At 68.5% G+C, this 16,422-nt stretch carries 21 protein-coding genes; 12 read left to right on the top strand and 9 right to left on the bottom strand.

What is annotated here, in order from left to right; genetic code table 11:
- Positions 1-16: 16 nt before the first annotated feature.
- Positions 17-721 carry a DUF899 family protein gene (locus tag ISN75_RS14945; RefSeq protein ID WP_167254176.1) on the bottom strand — a complete coding sequence of 235 codons (705 nt, stop codon included), beginning with the start codon at positions 719-721 and terminating at the stop codon, positions 17-19.
- A gap of 27 nt (positions 722-748) precedes the next feature.
- A complete protein-coding gene (locus ISN75_RS14940) occupies positions 749-1,408 on the bottom strand; it encodes a glutathione S-transferase family protein (RefSeq protein WP_343818647.1) in 660 nt (219 codons plus the stop codon).
- A gap of 269 nt (positions 1,409-1,677) precedes the next feature.
- Between ISN75_RS14940 and ISN75_RS14935 the strand changes: the two genes are divergently transcribed.
- Genes ISN75_RS14935 through ISN75_RS14925 form a run of 3 tightly spaced genes read left to right on the top strand, consistent with a single transcriptional unit; the run spans position 1,678 to position 4,096 of the window.
- Complete coding sequence (locus tag ISN75_RS14935; protein WP_343818648.1) at positions 1,678-2,145, top strand: MarR family winged helix-turn-helix transcriptional regulator; 468 nt, start codon at positions 1,678-1,680, stop codon at positions 2,143-2,145.
- A 60-nt stretch (positions 2,146-2,205) separates the two neighbouring features.
- Positions 2,206-2,763, top strand: coding sequence for an isochorismatase family protein (locus ISN75_RS14930; protein WP_167254182.1), 558 nt, complete (start codon positions 2,206-2,208; stop codon positions 2,761-2,763).
- 46 nt (positions 2,764-2,809) lie between these two features.
- Positions 2,810-4,096: an MFS transporter gene (locus ISN75_RS14925; protein ID WP_167254184.1), complete on the top strand. Its 1,287-nt coding sequence runs from the start codon at positions 2,810-2,812 to the stop codon at positions 4,094-4,096.
- 187 nt (positions 4,097-4,283) lie between these two features.
- On the opposite strand, the gene ISN75_RS14920 is transcribed toward ISN75_RS14925, so the two are convergent.
- Positions 4,284-4,784, bottom strand: coding sequence for a hypothetical protein (locus ISN75_RS14920; RefSeq protein WP_343818651.1), 501 nt, complete (start codon positions 4,782-4,784; stop codon positions 4,284-4,286).
- 368 nt (positions 4,785-5,152) lie between these two features.
- Between ISN75_RS14920 and ISN75_RS14915 the strand changes: the two genes are divergently transcribed.
- Positions 5,153-6,493: a hypothetical protein gene (locus ISN75_RS14915; RefSeq protein WP_343818653.1), complete on the top strand. Its 1,341-nt coding sequence runs from the start codon at positions 5,153-5,155 to the stop codon at positions 6,491-6,493.
- A gap of 68 nt (positions 6,494-6,561) precedes the next feature.
- On the opposite strand, the gene ISN75_RS14910 is transcribed toward ISN75_RS14915, so the two are convergent.
- A complete protein-coding gene (locus tag ISN75_RS14910; protein WP_167254188.1) occupies positions 6,562-6,909 on the bottom strand; it encodes an ArsR/SmtB family transcription factor in 348 nt (115 codons plus the stop codon).
- On the bottom strand, positions 6,893-7,357 hold the full coding sequence (locus ISN75_RS14905; RefSeq protein ID WP_343818657.1) for an SRPBCC family protein: 465 nt from the start codon (positions 7,355-7,357) through the stop codon (positions 6,893-6,895). The genes ISN75_RS14910 and ISN75_RS14905 overlap by 17 nt, the downstream gene beginning before the upstream one ends.
- Positions 7,358-7,545: 188 nt before the next feature.
- On the opposite strand from ISN75_RS14905, the gene ISN75_RS14900 reads away from it, so the two are divergent.
- Together ISN75_RS14900 and ISN75_RS14895 are read left to right on the top strand one after the other, a co-directional pair.
- Positions 7,546-8,379, top strand: a complete 834-nt coding sequence (locus ISN75_RS14900; protein WP_343818659.1) for a creatininase family protein — start codon at positions 7,546-7,548, stop codon at positions 8,377-8,379.
- Between the two features lie 50 nt (positions 8,380-8,429).
- The gene (locus ISN75_RS14895; RefSeq protein ID WP_343818661.1) at positions 8,430-9,614 is read left to right on the top strand and encodes a YncE family protein; all 1,185 of its coding nucleotides are present in this window, start codon (positions 8,430-8,432) and stop codon (positions 9,612-9,614) included.
- A gap of 149 nt (positions 9,615-9,763) precedes the next feature.
- On the opposite strand, the gene ISN75_RS14890 is transcribed toward ISN75_RS14895, so the two are convergent.
- Complete coding sequence (locus ISN75_RS14890; protein WP_167254196.1) at positions 9,764-10,021, bottom strand: GIY-YIG nuclease family protein; 258 nt, start codon at positions 10,019-10,021, stop codon at positions 9,764-9,766.
- A 66-nt stretch (positions 10,022-10,087) separates the two neighbouring features.
- Between ISN75_RS14890 and ISN75_RS14885 the strand changes: the two genes are divergently transcribed.
- From ISN75_RS14885 to ISN75_RS14875, 3 genes are all read left to right on the top strand, one after another.
- On the top strand, positions 10,088-10,429 hold the full coding sequence (locus tag ISN75_RS14885; protein ID WP_343818663.1) for a zinc ribbon domain-containing protein YjdM: 342 nt from the start codon (positions 10,088-10,090) through the stop codon (positions 10,427-10,429).
- A gap of 103 nt (positions 10,430-10,532) precedes the next feature.
- Positions 10,533-10,901: a hypothetical protein gene (locus ISN75_RS14880; RefSeq protein ID WP_167254200.1), complete on the top strand. Its 369-nt coding sequence runs from the start codon at positions 10,533-10,535 to the stop codon at positions 10,899-10,901.
- A gap of 101 nt (positions 10,902-11,002) precedes the next feature.
- A complete protein-coding gene (locus tag ISN75_RS14875) occupies positions 11,003-11,377 on the top strand; it encodes a hypothetical protein (protein ID WP_167254202.1) in 375 nt (124 codons plus the stop codon).
- Between the two features lie 39 nt (positions 11,378-11,416).
- On the opposite strand, the gene ISN75_RS14870 is transcribed toward ISN75_RS14875, so the two are convergent.
- Together ISN75_RS14870 and ISN75_RS14865 are read right to left on the bottom strand one after the other, a co-directional pair.
- Positions 11,417-11,911 (bottom strand): VOC family protein, encoded by a 495-nt coding sequence (locus ISN75_RS14870; protein ID WP_167254204.1) that lies wholly within the window; start codon positions 11,909-11,911, stop codon positions 11,417-11,419.
- Positions 11,912-12,034: 123 nt separating this feature from the next.
- Entirely contained in the window at positions 12,035-12,427 is a 393-nt protein-coding gene (locus tag ISN75_RS14865) for a biopolymer transporter ExbD (RefSeq protein WP_343818667.1), read from the bottom strand.
- A gap of 167 nt (positions 12,428-12,594) precedes the next feature.
- On the opposite strand from ISN75_RS14865, the gene ISN75_RS14860 reads away from it, so the two are divergent.
- Together ISN75_RS14860 and ISN75_RS14855 are read left to right on the top strand one after the other, a co-directional pair.
- Positions 12,595-13,479 (top strand): DUF3014 domain-containing protein, encoded by an 885-nt coding sequence (locus ISN75_RS14860; protein WP_246866603.1) that lies wholly within the window; start codon positions 12,595-12,597, stop codon positions 13,477-13,479.
- 430 nt (positions 13,480-13,909) lie between these two features.
- Entirely contained in the window at positions 13,910-15,118 is a 1,209-nt protein-coding gene (locus ISN75_RS14855; RefSeq protein ID WP_167254208.1) for a multidrug effflux MFS transporter, read from the top strand.
- A gap of 4 nt (positions 15,119-15,122) precedes the next feature.
- Here ISN75_RS14855 and ISN75_RS14850 read toward each other — a convergent pair whose 3' ends face one another.
- On the bottom strand, positions 15,123-15,620 hold the full coding sequence (locus ISN75_RS14850; RefSeq protein WP_167254210.1) for a hypothetical protein: 498 nt from the start codon (positions 15,618-15,620) through the stop codon (positions 15,123-15,125).
- A 201-nt stretch (positions 15,621-15,821) separates the two neighbouring features.
- On the opposite strand from ISN75_RS14850, the gene ISN75_RS14845 reads away from it, so the two are divergent.
- Complete coding sequence (locus tag ISN75_RS14845; RefSeq protein WP_167254212.1) at positions 15,822-16,421, top strand: 2'-5' RNA ligase family protein; 600 nt, start codon at positions 15,822-15,824, stop codon at positions 16,419-16,421.
- Position 16,422 lies beyond the last annotated feature (1 nt).

Genomic DNA, 16,422 nt, shown 5'->3' with positions numbered 1-16,422 from the left:
TTTTCTTTTCAGTACATCAGTCGTACTGCAACCGTGGATACCAATCTTTCCCGCGCCCCTCCGGCGTCATATCCAGCAAAGTCCAGATCGGCATCGGATCCGGCGCGCCGCGCGGGTCCTGGCCCGGGTCGGCGGTGGCCATGCTCATTTCCTCGCTCCAGAAATGCCGGATCGTGCCGTCGCGCCGCGTGAATACGTTGAGCGAAGGCATGTCGCTGCCATCCGGCGCGATGCCGCGGAAGTCGCGGGTGTAGTCGCCATTGAGGTCGGTATACAGCGGCAGGTCGCGCCAGCCGCGCTCCTGCTTGAAGGCGAGCAGGCGCCCGATCGGCGCGCCGGCGATCACGGCCAGCGCCACGCGCTGCTGGATATCGCGCGCCTCGCCATCCCACGCGCCGAGCAGCGAGGTGCACATGGGGCAGGGCCGTTCGCGTTTTGCGCCGAACATGTAGCTGTAGACCAGCAGGGTCTGCTTGTCGCCGAACAGGTCGGCGAAGTCGGCGGGGCCGCGCTCGCCTTCGAAGCGGTAGTTGCCGTCGATGGTGGGGCCGGGCGGCAGCGCGCGGCGCTGCGCGGCCACGCGTTCGATATGCCGGCGCAGCTCGATCTCTTCGGCCAATAGCGCCGTGCGCGCCTTGCGGTATTCCGCGCTTTCGCCGGGAATGGCGACGCCGGAACGCGCGGCCAGTTCGGTGGCGGGAACCAGGGGAGTTGCACTCATCTTGTCGTCCTCCTGCGGGTGGGGATGTCAGTCGCGGTCCGGCGCGCCAAGCGGGAACAGCGGGCGATAGGGGCGCGCTTCGTCCACCGCGCGCGCGAACGAGGGGCGCGCGAGCAGCCGCTTGCGGTAGGCGATGACGTTGGCGAAGGCCGGGTCGATCGGATGGGTCCAGTCGGCATAGAACAGGAACGGCCCCGCGCCGCAGTCGGCCAGCGTGAAGCGCTCGCCCGCGGCCCAGGTGCGGCCCGCCATGGTGCGGTCGAGCCAGCCATAAGCGGCGTCGAGCATCTCGCGTGCCTGCGCCACGCCATGCGCGTCCTGCGTGCCTTGCGGGCGGATCGCGTCGAACACCACTTTCTGCTGCGGCGTGGAAATGTAGTTGTCGAAGAAGCGGTCCATCGCGCGCACTTCCAGCGCTTCGCGCGGGTCCTCCGGCAGCAGGCGCACCGGGCCGGGATGGTGCAGGACCAGGTATTCGATGATGGTGCTGGCCTCCGCCACCATGCGGCCGCCGTCGACGAGCACGGGGAAGCGCTTGACCGGCCACATCTCCAGCCACTGCCCAATCGCTTCCGGATGCTCGGGCGACAGCTCGCGCCATTCGAACGGCGTGCCGTTCTCGTACAGCGCGACCAATACCTTCTGGCTGTAGGAGGAAAACGGGTGGGCGTAGAGCTGCAGGGCCATGGGAACTCCGGTCGGTTCGAGGGGACATGAAGGCGACGAACGGGCCGTTGGCGAATCGACATCCTTCCACTCGTCATTCCGGCGCAGGCCGGAATCCAGTAGCGATCACGTCAGGTCAAGTGAGGGCGCCCCACGCGATGCTCTTGGTTTCGCGCGACAACCGGGCGCTACCGCTACTGGATTCCGGCCTGCGCCGGAATGACGGCTTCGCAGGCATATAAGAAGGAAGACTTTGCAGTTTTCCTTCGCAGCCATTACGATCTCGCCCCATGCCCACCCCAGCCCCCAGGCCCGACGCCACCCACGCTCTCGCCGTGGAAATGCGCATGGTGTTCGGCCAGCTCGCCCGGCGCCTGCGCAAGCAGGGCCGCACGGATCAGCTGACCTCCGCGCAGACTTCGGTGCTGATCCAGCTCGAACGCCATGGCGCGGCCACGGTCACCGCGCTGGCGCATGCCGAGGGCGTGCGGCCGCAGTCGATGGGCGCCACCGTCGCCTCGCTGGAAGCGCTGGACCTGGTGGCCGGCGCGCCGGATCCAGCCGACGGCAGGCAGACGCTGTGGACCCTCACGCCCGCCTGCCACGAGCTGGTACGCGCCAGCCGCGCGGCGCGCGAGGACTGGCTCGACCGCCTGCTGCGCGAGCAGCTCGACCAGGGCGAGCAGACGCAGCTTGCCGCCGTGATGCCGCTGCTGCGCCGCCTGCTCGATGCGTCGACGGAGCCGCGCGTAGCCTGACCGTTTCCTCCCCCGCGCGCCCGCGCGGCGCGTGTTCCCCGCACGTCACGGAGTTTCCCCATGAGCATCACCGCGATCGACGCGAACACCGCACTGATCCTGATCGACCTGCAGAAGGGCATCGTCGCCTATCCCACCGCGCATCCCGTCGACGCCGTGCTCAGGCACGCGCGCGAGCTGGCCGATGCATTCCGCCGGCACCGCTTGCCGGTGGTGCTGGTGAATGTCACCGGCGGCGCGCCGGGCCGCGTCGAGCAGCGCGCGGGCGGCGAGCGTCCGGCGGACTGGGCCGAGCTGGTGCCGGAGCTGGGTGTGCAGGCCAGCGATCACCGCGTGAGCAAGCAGACCTGGGGGGCGTTCGCCGGCACCGACCTGGGCAGCTACTTGCGCGGGCACGGCGTCACCCAGGTGGTGATCGGCGGCGTGTCCACCAGCATCGGCGTGGAATCCACCGCGCGCCAGGCCTTCGAAAGCGGCTTCAACGTGACGCTGGCGATCGACGCCATGACCGACACCCGCGCCGAAGCGCACGACAACAGTGTCGCGCGCATCTTCCCGCGCCTGGGCGAAACCGGCAGCACGCGCGAGATCGTCGAGCGCCTCGACGCGCGCGCATGAGCGCAGCCGCATCCGCACTCGCATCCGCACGAACGGGAGCACGCCGGTGCTAGGCGCGTTCCGCTCGCTGCGCAGCTACAACTACCGCGTGTGGTCGGCCGGCGGCCTGGTTTCCAACGTCGGCACCTGGATGCAGCGCACCGCGCAGGACTGGCTGGTGCTGACCGAGCTGACCCACAAGAACGCCACCGCGGTAGGCATCGTGATGGCCTTGCAGTTCGGCCCGCAGTTGCTGCTGCTGCCCTTGACCGGCTATGCGGCCGACCATCTGGACCGCCGCAAGCTGCTGCTGGTCACGCAGGCGCTGATGGGCGCGCTGGCGCTGGGCCTGGGCCTGCTCACGCTGGCCGGATGGGTGCGGCTGTGGCACGTGTACGTGTTCGCCGGCCTGCTCGGAGCGGTGGCGGCGTTCGATGCGCCGGCGCGGCAGACCTTCGTGTCGGAACTGGCCGGCGAGGACGACCTCTCCAATGCGGTGGCGCTCAATTCCACCTCGTTCAATGCGGCGCGCATGATCGGCCCCGCGGTGGCCGGCGCGCTGCTGGCCTCGATGAGCGCGGGCTGGGTGTTCCTGCTCAATGCCTTGTCGTACGTGGCGGTGCTGGCTTCGCTGGGCCTGCTGCGCACGGCGGAACTGCATCCGCGGCTGCATGCGCAGCGCAGCCGCGGCGGCCTGCTGGAAGGCTTCCGCTATGTGTGGGGGCGGCACGATCTGCGCGCGGTGCTGCTGATGCTGTTCCTCATTGGCACCTTCGGCCTGAACTTCCCGATCTTTATCGCGGCGATGGTGGTGAAGGTGTTCCACGGCGAGGCGGACCAGTACGGCTTGCTCACCTCGCTGATGGCCGCGGGCTCCGTCGCCGGCGCCTTGTTCGCGGCGCAGCAGGCGCGGCCGCGGCTGGGTTATCTGATCGGCGCGGCGCTGTGCTTCGGCGTGGGCTGCGTGCTGGCTTCGGTGATGCCGACCTATCTGTGGTTCGGCGTGATGCTGATGCTGGTGGGCATGGCCGCGCAGACCTACACCACCTCGACCAACAGCCTGGTGCAGCTGTCGACCGCGCCGGCCATGCGCGGGCGGGTGATCGCCATTCAATTCGCCATCGCCCTGGGCGGCACGCCGATCGGCGCCCCGCTGGTGGGCTGGGTGGCCGACACGCTGGGGCCGCGCTGGTCGCTGGGGCTGGGCGCGTTGTCGGGGCTGGCGGCGGTCGCGGTCGGCCTGCGCTACCTGGTGCGCTATCGCCAGCTGCGCATGTTCGTCGAAGGCGGGCGCCTGCGCTTCAGCGTGTCGCTGGCCACCGAGGCCAGCCGCGCGGCGGCGGAAAAAGCCTAGTTCCCGAAAAAGCGCGGCCCCCAAAAAAAAGCCGCGTCCGCCGGGTGTGTCGGCGGACGCGGGAAACGGCGCCTACAGGGGTGGAGAGGCGCGAGCTACGAGGTTGGTCCGGCTTCCCGGCCGGGCGCGGGAGATATGCCGACCCGGGCGTGAGGCGGCCGTGAAAACGGCCGCCTCCGCGGTTCGCTTATTGCGGTGCGATATGCGTGCTGCACTCCACCGGGTCGGTGCAGGGCAGGTCGAAGGCGCGCAGGTTGTGCGAGCCGTCCGCCGCCGGAGCGGCAGTGAGCTGCACGGTGCCGTCGTTGTAGACCAGCTCGCCGCCGGCCGGCACGGCGCTGCCGGCCGGGGCCACGCTCAGGCCGGCGCCGCTGCCCATCGGCAGCACCAGGAACTGGCCGCCGGCGGTGGCGAAGGCGCCCATCACGCGGCCGTTGAGGTTGTTGATCTGGACGAAGCGCACGCCGTCGCGCTCGAACACGTACACGTGCCAGTGCGGACTGGCGCTGACGTCGGGTGCATTGGGCCAGGCCTGGCCCAACCCCGACGACTGCGAGCCAGGCGATTGCGGCGCGGCTTGGGCCGCCAGCGGCGCCAGGGCCAGCGCGAACAGGACGAGCAGCGCGCGCCGGAACAGCCGGCGCGCGCTGCGGTGTGGATTGGCGTGATGTAGATCGGACTGGGTCATGGCCTTTCCCCTTTCATGGATGTGGTGGTTACGCACTGCACGAGCGTCCCAAGGCTAGCGCCGTCCGCTCGCAGATGCTGGGACGTCCGGGCAGGCTTTCAACGCAATGCCCGCTCTCTGGAGAGACTGCGTACCGTCACATCGTCTGCACGGCCCTGGCGCGACCTTACCGCCGCCGCGCCAGGGGGGCGCATCAGGGGGCAACACCAAGACATCTCCCAGCCCAGGTTCCTGGCGACGCAGGTCGCCGGCAAGCGATCGGCATGAGGCCGGTCCGGGGCCAGCCGCATTCCGGACAGACGCAGGCGCGGACGCAAGGTCCGCGCCCAGGGGGTTCATCTATCCAACAGGGAGCAGATGCAATGCGCATGAATCGATCAGGGGTATTGGCGGCGCTGGCCGCGCTCAGCTTCGTCGCTGGAGCGGCGAATGCGGGGACGTTTCCGGATTTCGGCTACCAGCCGCCGTCCAAGCTGTACAGCGGTCCGTTGTTCCAGCTGAGCCAGGATTATCCGAAGCAGATGCCGAATTCGACGCCGCCGGCGTTCTTCAACCTGCTGCCGAAGCAGTTCAGCAGCAACTTCGAGACCTGGCGGCCGTACGTGGACGCGGTGAAGAAATACTGCCTGGAAGGCAACGTGGAAACCGACTGGGTGGTGCAGAAGAACCCGGTGCGCAAGTGGTACCACGCGCCGTGGCAGCACTATGGCCCGGATGGCCGCGAAGGCGTCCATGGCCTGACCAAGGAAGCGCAGATCCAGCCGCAGCAGCTGGCTGCGAGCCAGAAGACCTCGGGCCAGACCTACGCGGTGGGCATCTACAATGACCTCGGCGCCTACACCTTCGGCCAGGTCTGGAAGGATCCGCAGAATCCCGATCCGCGCTACACGTCCAAGCCCAACAGCTTCCCCAACGGCACCGTGGTGTGCAAAGCGCTGTTCGCCGACGTGGTGCTGTCGGAAGTGCCGTTCCTGCAGAATCCGGTGCAGTGGGATGCGTACATCACCGACGCGTTCAAGTCCTCCAACCGCGTGATGCGCAAGGTCGCGCTGATCCAGATGGACTTCGCCGTGCGCGATACGCGCGTGCCGGGTACGGGCTGGCTGTTCGGCACCTTCCAGTACAACGGCGCCGTCACCGGCAAGCCCGGCTGGGACAACCTGGTGCCGGTGGGCATCATGTGGGGCAACGATCCGCAGGACAACGGCAACACCTACAGCAACCCGCAGCCGACGCAGACCAGGATCAACCCCAACCTGCGCGAGACCGCGATCAACGCCAACACCAAGGAGCTGCCGCCGACCCACCTGGGCTGGAATGGCCGCCTCAACGGTCCGGTGGACAATCCGGTCAGTGCCTGCATGAGCTGCCACATGACGGCCGAGGCGCCGGCGGTGTCGCCGATGAATCCGACCTTCCAGTCCAATCCGCCGCCGGTGGGTTCGAAGGAATGGATGCGCTGGTTCCAGAACGAGCCGGCCGGCTGGCCGTTCGATCCGGGCAAGGCGCTGAGCACCGACTACAGCCTGCAGCTGGCCGGTGGCCTGCAGAACTTCTATGACTGGAAGTGCAACCAGGGCGGCGTGTTCGTCAGCGGCGGCAATGCCTGCACCAACCGTCCGGGGCCGCGCCTGCAGCTCAATGCGGTGCCGCAGCCGACCAAGATCTTCAAGGTGACCCGCGATCCGGGTCTGGACGAAGTCCACTGATGAAGCCTTGATATCGTCCCGGCGCAGGTTGGGGTGAGCCTGTGGCGAACCCCAACCTGCGCCGGGTTTTAGTTCTCGACGAAATCCTTCAGCCGCAGCAGCGCCGCATCCCACTGCGCCGCGATCGCATCCAGCGAACGCCGCGCTTCGTCCAGGCGCGACGGCTCCAGTTCCCAGCGCCGCTCGCGCCCCAGCTTCGCATCGCGCACCAGCCCCGCATCCGCCAGCACCTGCAGGTGCTTGGTGACGGCTTGCCGGCTGATCTCGGTGCCTACGGTGAGCTGGGCGATCGACATGGCGCCGCCGGCGCAGAGCAGGGCGACCAGGCGCAGGCGGGTGGCGTCGCCGAGCGCGGCGAAAATGGGCGCGGCACGCTGCAGCGCGGGTGCGGCGATCGGTTTACTGCGTGTCGACATAGCGGCGGATGTTGTGCATCTGTTCTTCCCAGCCCCCGCTGTTCATGCGGTAGGCCTCGTGGCGGCGCGCGACCGGGATCTGGTCGAAGCCCGATTCGACCACGCGCAGCAAGGTGCCGCCAGCGTGGTCTTCCAGCATGAACTCGACCAGCGTGGTGGGTTCGTCCGCGTAGTCGTGCTCGCGGTCGACGGCATAGGGATGCCAGCGGAAGGAGAAATAGCGCTCCGGCTCGATGCGCTCGACCAGCGCTTCCAGCACGAGGTCTTCGTAGCCGGGATAGGTGAGGTTGCCGCGCGTGTACTCGCCGGCGACGAAGCGCTGGCCCTGGAGTTTCACGCCGAACCAGGCGCCGAAGGATTCGGCGTCGGCGAGCGCCTGCCATACGCGCGAGCGCGGGGCCTTGAGCTGGACCTGGCGTTCGATGCGGTCGGTCGAGGGAATGTTCATGCGGTCCTCCGGTGCGGGTGGGGAAGATTAAATGCAACTTGATGGTTGCATGTTAGGGATCCCGGTCGCGAAATGCAACCTATCGGTTGCCTGTCGTCGAGGCCGCTTTTTGCCCGCTCCCAGTCATGTTCCGCCGCGGCCATGGTGCTAACGTGTCGCGCCGTCGTAACCGCTGCACGAATCCCCGCATGACTCATCCGCTCCGGCGCGCTTTCGCCGCCATCCTGCTGTTGTTCGCCGTCGCGCAGTGCGCATCCGCCCAGACGCCGCGCAGCGTGATGCTCGAAGACCTCACCTGGACCGAACTGCGCGCCGCGCAGCAGGCCGGCAAGACCACCATCATCATTCCCATCGGCGGCACCGAGCAGAGCGGGCCGGGCGTCGCACTGGGCAAGCACAACGCACGTGCGCTTTTTCTCGCGCGCCGCATTGCCGAGCGACTCGGCGACGCGCTGGTGGCGCCGGTGGTGGCCTATGTGCCGGAAGGTGCGATCTCGCCGCCGCAAGGGCATATGAAATTCCCGGGCACCATCACCGTGCCGGATGCGGCGTTCGAAGCCAGCCTGGTTTCCGCGGCGCAGAGTTTCGCGGCGCACGGTTTCCGCAACGTGGTGTTTCTCGGCGATCATGGCGGTTATCAGAACGATCTGAAACGGGTGGTTGCGCAGCTCGACAAAGCCTGGTCCGGTAAGGGATGGGCCGGGAAGCCGGTGCATGCCTTCGTGCCCGCCGCTTATTACCAGGCCAGCTCCGACGGCTTCGCCGCAATGCTGCGCCAGCAGGGCTATCGCGACGACGAGATCGGCACCCACGCCGGCCTCGCCGACACCTCGCTGCAACTGGCCGTGGCGCCCGAGATGGTGCGCATGGATGCGTTGAAGCGCGGTCCCAGACTCGGCGCGGCCGACGGCGTGTTCGGCGGCGACCCGCGCCGTTCCAGCGCGGCGCTCGGTCAGGCTGGCGTCGATGCTATCGTTGCGCGGACCGTGGAAGCGATCCGCCAGGCCACGGCCGGCCGCTGATCGCACGGCCGGGCTTTCCCTCTCCCTCGAAGAACAATACGGAACTCCCCATGAAGTCTCGTTCCCTTTGCGCGCCGCGGCTTGCCATCGTTGCAGGCGCGCTGGCCGGTCTTGGCCTTTCCTTCGCCGCGCCGGCGGCGCCGGTGCAGACCGTGGCGGGCATGCCCGCGGTGATCAATCCGGCCAACATGTACACCGAAGCGCGCGCCGGCAATTTCAGCCCGGCGGTGAAGGGCGCGCTGCAGCGCATCTACGTGCCCAACCTGCGCTCCGATACGGTGTCGGTGATCGACCCGGCCACTTACAAGGTGATCGACACCCTGCCGGTGGGCCGCAGCCCGCAGCATGTGGTGCCGGCATGGGACCTGCAGACGCTGTGGGTCACCAATAACGCCGAGGGCCGCAGCGACGGCAGCCTCACCCCGATCGATCCGAAGACCGGCAAGGCCGGCAAGGCGATCGAAGTGGACGATCCGTACAACATGTACTTCACCCCCGACGGCAAGGAGGCCATCGTGGTGGCCGAAGCGCACGCGCGCCTGGACTTCCGCGATGCGCACACCATGCAGCTGCGCAGCAAGCTCGAGGCGCCGGAGTGCAAGGGCATCAACCACGCCGATTTCTCCATCGACGGCCGCTACGCCATCTTTACCTGCGAATTCGGCGGCAAGCTGGTCAAGATCGACATGGTCAACCGCAAGGTGCTGGGCTATCTCGACCTGAATGCCAAGGGCATGCCGCAGGACATCCGCGTCTCGCCCGACGGCAAGGTGTTCTACGTGGCCGACATGATGGCCGACGGCGTGTACCTGGTGGACGGCGACAGCTTCACCAAGATCGGCTTCGTCAAGACCGGCATCGGCACGCACGGCCTGTATCCCAGCCGCGACGGCAGCAAGCTGTACGTCGCCAACCGCGGTTCCAACCACGTGCACGGCGAGCGCCGCGGCAACAAGAAGGGCGTCAACAAGGGCAGTGTGTCGGTGATCGATTTCGCCACGCGCCAGGTGGTGGCCAACTGGCCGATCCCCGGCGGCGGCAGCCCCGACATGGGCAACGTGAGCGCCGACGGCAAGACGCTGTGGCTGTCGGGCCGCTACGACGACCTGGTCTATGCCTTCGACACCAGCACCGGCGCGGTGCGCAAGATCAAGGTCGGCGCCGAGCCGCACGGCCTGGCGGTGTGGCCGCAGCCGGGCCGCTATTCGCTGGGGCATACGGGCATCATGCGCTGAGTTGCGCTTGCTTTTATTGGTTTTGGGTCAGCCAAAGCCGCGATGGCGTAGGTTGGGGTGAGCCGCAGGCGAACCCCAACAGCTAGGGCGCATCGGGCGCGTCGCATCGTTGGGGTTCGCCTGCGGCTCACCCCAACCTACGCCGGTTGTCATGGGGTGAGAAAACCGGGCTTCTTCGCTTTCGGCAGCTGCTTGATTTCCCATTCCGCGCGCGACGCCGCTGCCCGGTCCGGATAGCTCTTCGACCCCAGCAACCGCAGCGGCGGGTGCGACCGCGTATACCGCGCGCCCTTGCCATCGACATGCGCCCGGTACCTCGCATCGAGGTCATTGGTGATCCCCGCGTAGTACGACCCATCGCGGCATTCGATCAGGTAGAGAAACCAGGGGCGTTCGTCGCTGGGCACGGCGCGGGCGGCAGGAGGGAGGCGGGCGATATAATCGCCGACCGCCTACTTCGCAGGAACCCCGCCATGTCCGACATCCCCGCCTGTCCGCGCTGCGGCATGGAGAACACCTACCCGGACGGCGACAACTACGTCTGCGCCGACTGCGCCCACGAATGGCCCATCGCTGCCGCCGCCGCGCAGGAAGACGCGCTGGTGGTGCGCGACGTCAACGGCAATGTGCTCGCCGCCGGCGACACGGTGGTGGTGATCAAGGACCTCAAGGTGAAGGGTTCTTCGATTCCGCTGAAGCAAGGCACGGTGATCCGCAACATCCGCCTGGTCGACGGCGATGCGGAACATATCGAAGGCCATTCGGACAAGATCAAGGGCCTGGTGCTGAAGGTCTGCTTCCTGCGCAAGGCCTGAGCCGGCATGGCGGCGCGCCGCGCGTCACGGAACCGGCGCTAAAGAAAACCCGGGCGCGGCCGATAGCGCGGTAATCGCCAACCGTCCGGAAGCCTGCCGCCCCATGCAAAAAACGCCCGCCCGCCTGAGCGGCAACCGCGTCGACTGGGACGACGAGCGCCTGTCGGCCCTGCTGAAGAAGACCGAAGGCTGGACCCTGGACAACCGCGACACCGCCGAGCCGCTCGACGTGCAACTGCACGTGGGCTGGGGCGCCTCATCGGGGCGCCACGCCAGCCTCGTATGGGAGCGCGATCAGGCCGTGGTGCTGGTCACCGGCTTCGCCATTCCGGTGGGCGAGCACGTGCGTATCGACCGCCATGCCGGCGAGGAAGTGCGCAGCGCCTGGGGTGTGGTGGTGGACGGCCGCGAAGGGTTCCGCGCCGAGGACCGCGAGGCCGGCGCCTGGGTGCATTGGGTGCATGTGCGCTAGGGCCTGATTTCGCTACCGGGCGGCCGCGCTGTTCACCCAAACCCGGCGCGAAGGCGGCACAATCGGGCGCATGCCGGTCCCGATCGCGAGGTGACGCGCCCATGTCCTTCCAGAAGCCCCCGTCCAAGTGGAACGCCAACCAGGTCGACTGGTCCGATCCCGACCTGAAGGCGCTGCTCGACCGCTCGGAAGGCTGGACCCTGGACAACCGCAGCGGCTTCGAGGCGCAGCGGGTGGAAGTGCATATCGGCTGGGGCGCCAGCGGCGGCCGGCCGGCCCTGCTGGTATGGGAGCGCGGCCAGGCCCTGGTGCTGGAAACGCAGTTCCCCATCGCCAAGGACGAGAAGCTGCGCATCGACCGCCATACTGCCACCGGCCTGCGCAGCGTGTGGGGCGTGGTGGCCGACGGGCGCAAGGGCACCCGCACGGACGACGAGGAAAACAACATCTACGTGCACTGGGTGCACACCCAGTAAAGCGAGGCGCACCGGCGGCAGCCGGCGCGCCCCCGGCTCTTACGCAGCCGCCTTGCGGATCTGCTCCAGGTCGATCTTCTGCATCTGCATCACCGCGCCCATGGCGCGCGCGGCCTTGTCCTGCTCCGGGCCGGTCATCAGCGTGATCAGTTCTTCCGGCACGATCTGCCACGACAGGCCGTAGCGGTCCTTCAGCCAGCCGCACTGGCTTTCGGCGCCGCCGTCGGCGATGAGGCCGTTCCAGAAATGGTCGATCTCCTGCTGCGAGCGGCAATGCACCACCAGCGAGAACGCTTCGGAGAGCTTGAAGATCGGGCCGCCGTTGATCGCGGTGAACGACTGGCCGTCCAGCTCGAACGCCACCGTCATCACGTCGCCTTCCTTGCGTCCGGCCGCCTGCGCCACTTCCCTGGTGTAGCGCGCCACGTGGGTGATGCGCGAGTTCTCGAACAGCGACACATACAGTTGGGCGGCCTGCTCGGCCTGGTCGTTGAACCACAGGAACGGGGTGATGCGCTGGAAGCGGGCGGTCATGGCTGGATCCTCTTGAGTGGATGGCAAAGGGCGCCGCGGTGGCGTTCCATCCAGGCGACGAACCAGGAAAAGCGAAATCGACAAGGGGACGGAAAAATATTTCCGTCCCCTGCGCCGCGAGCTTCAGCGCGCGAAATCGATCCCGGCCAGGCCTTGCGCCTTGGCCTGCGCCAGCACGTGGGCCACCGCCTGATAGGCGGCGCCGTCGGCGGCATTGATGACCAGGCGCGGCGGCTCGGCCTGCTGCGCGGCGACGGCCAATTGTGTGTCGAGCTGCGCCTGGTCGATCGGCGTGTCGTTCCAGTACAGCGAACCGTCGGCCTGGATCGCCAGGCGGATCGGCTCGGCCGCCGGCAGCGCCTTGCCGCCGGCGGTGGGCAGGTCGATGCGGGTGCGGTGGGTGATCACCGGCGCGGTGATCATGAAGATGATCAGCAGCACCAGCAGCACGTCCACCAGGGGCGTGACATTGATGCTGGAGATGGCACTGCTTTCGGCACGGACAGAGAAAGCCATGTTCTTCCTCCTGGGCGAAGCGTCGATGTGGACTTGCGGATGCCGCAGCCAATGGGGGATGCCGCGGCGAGTGCAGGTTACTGCGGCGCACGCGGAGCTTGCCATGGGGGCGCCGCGGCCACGCGGGATGAACCATCCGGGACGAGGCCAGTCTCATCGTGGTGGTCATGAAGCAGATGAGGTGCGCGGCAGTGAAGAAGCAGCAGAACTCGTACGGTGCGTGGCTGGTGGCGGTGGTCGTGGTGGCGGCGGCGATTGCGGGCGGTGTCTATCTCTGGCGCAAGGGGCTGCAAGGCGCGCAGGAAGCGCCGTCCGCTCCGGCCGCCGCGGCGAGCAGCGGGATGCCGGCGCCGCCGTCGTCGGCGATCCGCCATCCCATCGCCGATGCGGGGCCGGCGTCTGCCTCCACCGCGCCGCTGCCCGCGCTCGACGGCAGCGACGGCACCGTCGCCGACGAACTCGCGCAGCTGGGCGGCGGCGATCTCACCGGCCTGTTGCTGCGCGAGCAGATCATCCCGCGCATCGTCGCCACCGTGGATGCGCTGCCGCGCCAGGGCGTGGCCACGCGCATCCTGCCGCTGCGCACGCCGCGCGGCGCTTTCGCGGTGGACGAACAGGAAGGCAGCATCGAACTGTCGCCGCGCAATGCGGAACGCTATGCGCCCTACGTGCGCGTGGCCGAGGCGGTGGACGCGCGCAAGGCGGTGGCCTGGTACGTGCGCTACTACCCGCTGTTCCAGCAGGCGTACCGCGAGCTGGGCTATCCGCGCGGCTACTTCAACGACCGGCTGGTCGCGGCGATCGACGACATGCTCGCCACCCCCGGCAGCGCGGTGCCGATCGCATTGGTGCGCGGCGATACCTATTACCGCTTTGCCGATCCTTCCCTGCAGGGGCTTTCCGCGGGACAGAAGCTGCTGCTGCGGATGGGGCCGGAGAACGCGGCGAAGGTGAAGGCGAAGCTGCGGGAGATCCGCGCGGCACTCGCAGGACAAGCGCCGCAGCGGGGAACTCTTCTCCCCTCCGGGGAGAAGATGCCGGCAGGCAGATGAGGGGCGGGTGCTCGCGGTAGCGCTGCTGCGGAGCAAGGAAAAGCTTTGAGCGCTTTGTACGACCCTCAGCTCACCGCTCCGACCGGCCCCTCACCCCAGCCCTCTCCCCGGAGGGGAGAGGGGGTATGTTGAGGTGATCGGGATGTGCAGCCCCCAGACCGAACTCTGCCCCCTCTCCCCGAAGGGGAGAGGGGGCAGAGTGCTGGCACTTTGCGACGTTTCTTATCGCTGCTCGCCAACAGCGTGCTGTAAAGTCCTTGGCCGTCCCGCGGCGCAAGGCAGCTCGACGGGCTTGCATTTCTATACTTTCTGGTTCAATAATTCGCGCCTCGCCGAGGCTCCCATTGCTGCCGCCACGCCAGCCCGTCCTGGCCGTTCCGGCTGCCCCGCCCCGGCCACCCGCTTCCGCTCTCGCAAGGAAACCCCACCCATGAATACCCGGCTTTTCGGGGCGGCGCTCATTCTGGGCCTGCTGTCGGCCATCGGGCCGTTCGCCATCGACATGTACCTGCCGGCGCTGCCGACCATCCGCGAGGCGCTGCATACCGACGTCGACACCGCGCAGCTGAGCCTGATGGTGTTCTTCGCGGCGGTGGGCATCGGCCAGCTGATCTACGGGCCGGTATCGGACATGGTTGGCCGCAAGCCGCCGATCTACTTCGGCCTGGTGCTGTTCGCGCTGGGCAGCATCGGCTGCGCGATGGCGCCGGACATCCACACCCTGATCGCGTTCCGCTTCGTGCAGGGCCTGGGCGCCTGCGCCGGCATGGTGATCCCGCGCGCGATCGTGCGCGACATGCACACCGGCCACGACGCCGCGCAGCTGATGTCGCTGCTGATGCTGGTATTCAGCGTGTCGCCGATCCTGGCCCCCCTCACCGGCAGCCTGGTGATCCGCCTGGCCAGCTGGCGCGGCATCTTCTGGACGGTAGCCGTCGCCGCCGTGTTCGGCCTGGTGCTGGCGGCGACCGCGCTGAAGGAAACCCGGCCGCGCGAAGCGCGCGTGGCGAGCAACGTGCGCAGCGCGCTGTCGGCCTACGGCACCCTGCTGCGCGATCCGCACTACCTGGGCCTGGTGTTCATCTGCTCGTTCGGCGTGGCGAGCTTCTTCGCTTATCTGGCCAATTCGTCCTTCGTGCTGATCGACCACTACGGCCTGTCGCCCACCCTGTATGGCCTGGCGTTCTCGGTCAATGCGGTGGCGTTCATCGGCGCGGCGCAGTTCACCGGCGGCCTGGGCAAGCGCTACGGCCTGCCGCGGCTGGTGCGCACCGCGGTGGTGGGCTACAGCGTGGTGATGGTGGCGCTGCTGCTGCTCAATCTCGCCGGCATCGACAACCTGGGCGTGCTGATGGCCCTGCTGTTCGTCGGCTATGGCTTCCTCGGCCTGGTGATGCCCAGCTCCGCCGTGCTGGCGCTGGAAGAGCACGGCAAGATCGCCGGCACCGCCTCGGCCCTGCTCGGCACCATCCAGTTCGGCACGGGCGCCGTGGTGATCGGCGTCGTCGGGCGTTTCCTGGATGGCACGGCGCGGCCGATGCTGGCCGGCATCGCGGCCTGCTCGGTGATCGCGCTGGTGCTGGCGCAGCGCACGCTGCGCCACCGGCCCGCACCGGTGGCGGAAGCGTCGGCGGACTAAACGATCAAGTCAGCACGGTGTGGGCGTGGAACGGCAGCAGGGTGGCGCCGGTCCGCGCCACCGCCGGTTCGGCCAGTTCGAGCTTGTCCTTGCGCGCATCGAGCACCACCAGGATGCGGCCGGAGGCGATCTCGTCGCGGAAGCGGCGATGGATCACGTCCGGCACCTCGCTGCCGATCAGCGCGCCGGTCCAGCAGCCCACCGCGGCACCGGCCACCGCCGCGAAGCCGGCGCCCGCCAGGGGCACGCCCAGCGGCGGCACGGCGGCCGCCAGCAGGCCCAGCAGCAGGCCGGAACCGCCGCCGCAGGCCACGCCGCGGATCGCCGAGGGCACGAAGTCGGTGCGGCCGGTCATGCGGTGATCGGGGATCCTGGCCAGCTCGATATCGTCGCGGGCGACGAAGCAGATGTCGCTGTCGTCGATACCGGCGTCGAGCGCGGCGCGCATCGCGGCGCGCGCCGCGTCCACATCGGGCGTGCTGAATACGCAGCGGGTCTTCATGGCGACCTCCCGCCGGCGAACCGGCGCGGTGAGCCCCGCGCGGTGCGGTCGTCCGGGCCGCCGCGCGAGGCGTGGCTTCCTGCGGCGTATTGTTGGCCTGCTTGAGTAAGCAGGGCGTGCGCTGCTTGTTATCGCCGCGTGGCGCTCCCGGCGCCGCATGGCTTGCGCTAAGGTGCGCGCCGATGCACAGCGGATGCCGCCATGACACCGAACGTCTTTGACTCGCCCCAGCTGGACCTGCTGGGCGGCCAGGCCGAGCCCGCGCAGACCCACCGCCTGTTCTTCGCCCTGCTGCCGGACGAGGCCACGCGCGCCGCTTTCGCCGGCGTCGCCGACATGCTGAAAGCCGGCCAGCCCGGCCTGCGCCTGCGCTGGGTGTCGCCGGCGCGCTACCACGCCACCGTGCATTTCCTGGGCGACCATCCGATGCTGCGCGACGACATCGTGCAGGCCGCCACCCGCGCCGGCGATGCGCTGCAGGCCGGTGCCTTCGAATGGACGCTGGACTACGCGGCCAGCTTCCACGGCCGCGAACCGCCCTGCATCCTGCGTTCGCGCGAGGTGCCCGCGCCGCTGCTGCAGCTGTGGAGCCAGCTGCGCGAAGGCCTGATCCGCGCCGGCCAGGGCGCGCATCTGTCGCGCACGTTCACCCCGCACGTCACCCTGGGCTACAGCCGCGGCGGCCTGCTGCCGGAGCTTCCGGTGGGGCCGCTGGCCTGGCGCGTGCAGCAGCTGGCGCTGGTGCACAGCGTGGTCGGGCAGGGCGATTACCGGCTGCTGCACAGCTGGCCGCTGGCCTGAG

The sequence above is a fragment of the Dyella marensis genome (assembly GCF_049532885.1).
In the GTDB taxonomy this organism is placed as follows: domain Bacteria; phylum Pseudomonadota; class Gammaproteobacteria; order Xanthomonadales; family Rhodanobacteraceae; genus Dyella_D; species Dyella_D marensis.
The sequence above is the reverse complement of the archived record's forward strand: the minus strand, read 5'-3'. Positions and strand labels throughout refer to the sequence as shown.

Excerpts from the sequence above, each read along its gene's own strand:
- ISN75_RS14945 (WP_167254176.1), bottom strand. The coding sequence starts at position 721 with ATGAGTGCAACTCCCCTGGTTCCCGCCACCGAACTGGCCGCGCGTTCC.
- ISN75_RS14940 (WP_343818647.1), bottom strand. The coding sequence starts at position 1,408 with ATGGCCCTGCAGCTCTACGCCCACCCGTTTTCCTCCTACAGCCAGAAG.
- ISN75_RS14935 (WP_343818648.1), top strand. The coding sequence starts at position 1,678 with ATGCCCACCCCAGCCCCCAGGCCCGACGCCACCCACGCTCTCGCCGTG.
- ISN75_RS14930 (WP_167254182.1), top strand. The coding sequence starts at position 2,206 with ATGAGCATCACCGCGATCGACGCGAACACCGCACTGATCCTGATCGAC.
- ISN75_RS14920 (WP_343818651.1), bottom strand. The coding sequence starts at position 4,784 with ATGACCCAGTCCGATCTACATCACGCCAATCCACACCGCAGCGCGCGC.
- ISN75_RS14915 (WP_343818653.1), top strand. The coding sequence starts at position 5,153 with ATGAATCGATCAGGGGTATTGGCGGCGCTGGCCGCGCTCAGCTTCGTC.
- ISN75_RS14910 (WP_167254188.1), bottom strand. The coding sequence starts at position 6,909 with ATGTCGACACGCAGTAAACCGATCGCCGCACCCGCGCTGCAGCGTGCC.
- ISN75_RS14905 (WP_343818657.1), bottom strand. The coding sequence starts at position 7,357 with ATGAACATTCCCTCGACCGACCGCATCGAACGCCAGGTCCAGCTCAAG.
- ISN75_RS14900 (WP_343818659.1), top strand. The coding sequence starts at position 7,546 with ATGACTCATCCGCTCCGGCGCGCTTTCGCCGCCATCCTGCTGTTGTTC.
- ISN75_RS14895 (WP_343818661.1), top strand. The coding sequence starts at position 8,430 with ATGAAGTCTCGTTCCCTTTGCGCGCCGCGGCTTGCCATCGTTGCAGGC.
- ISN75_RS14885 (WP_343818663.1), top strand. The coding sequence starts at position 10,088 with ATGTCCGACATCCCCGCCTGTCCGCGCTGCGGCATGGAGAACACCTAC.
- ISN75_RS14880 (WP_167254200.1), top strand. The coding sequence starts at position 10,533 with ATGCAAAAAACGCCCGCCCGCCTGAGCGGCAACCGCGTCGACTGGGAC.
- ISN75_RS14875 (WP_167254202.1), top strand. The coding sequence starts at position 11,003 with ATGTCCTTCCAGAAGCCCCCGTCCAAGTGGAACGCCAACCAGGTCGAC.
- ISN75_RS14870 (WP_167254204.1), bottom strand. The coding sequence starts at position 11,911 with ATGACCGCCCGCTTCCAGCGCATCACCCCGTTCCTGTGGTTCAACGAC.
- ISN75_RS14865 (WP_343818667.1), bottom strand. The coding sequence starts at position 12,427 with ATGGCTTTCTCTGTCCGTGCCGAAAGCAGTGCCATCTCCAGCATCAAT.
- ISN75_RS14860 (WP_246866603.1), top strand. The coding sequence starts at position 12,595 with ATGAAGCAGATGAGGTGCGCGGCAGTGAAGAAGCAGCAGAACTCGTAC.
- ISN75_RS14855 (WP_167254208.1), top strand. The coding sequence starts at position 13,910 with ATGAATACCCGGCTTTTCGGGGCGGCGCTCATTCTGGGCCTGCTGTCG.
- ISN75_RS14850 (WP_167254210.1), bottom strand. The coding sequence starts at position 15,620 with ATGAAGACCCGCTGCGTATTCAGCACGCCCGATGTGGACGCGGCGCGC.
- ISN75_RS14845 (WP_167254212.1), top strand. The coding sequence starts at position 15,822 with ATGACACCGAACGTCTTTGACTCGCCCCAGCTGGACCTGCTGGGCGGC.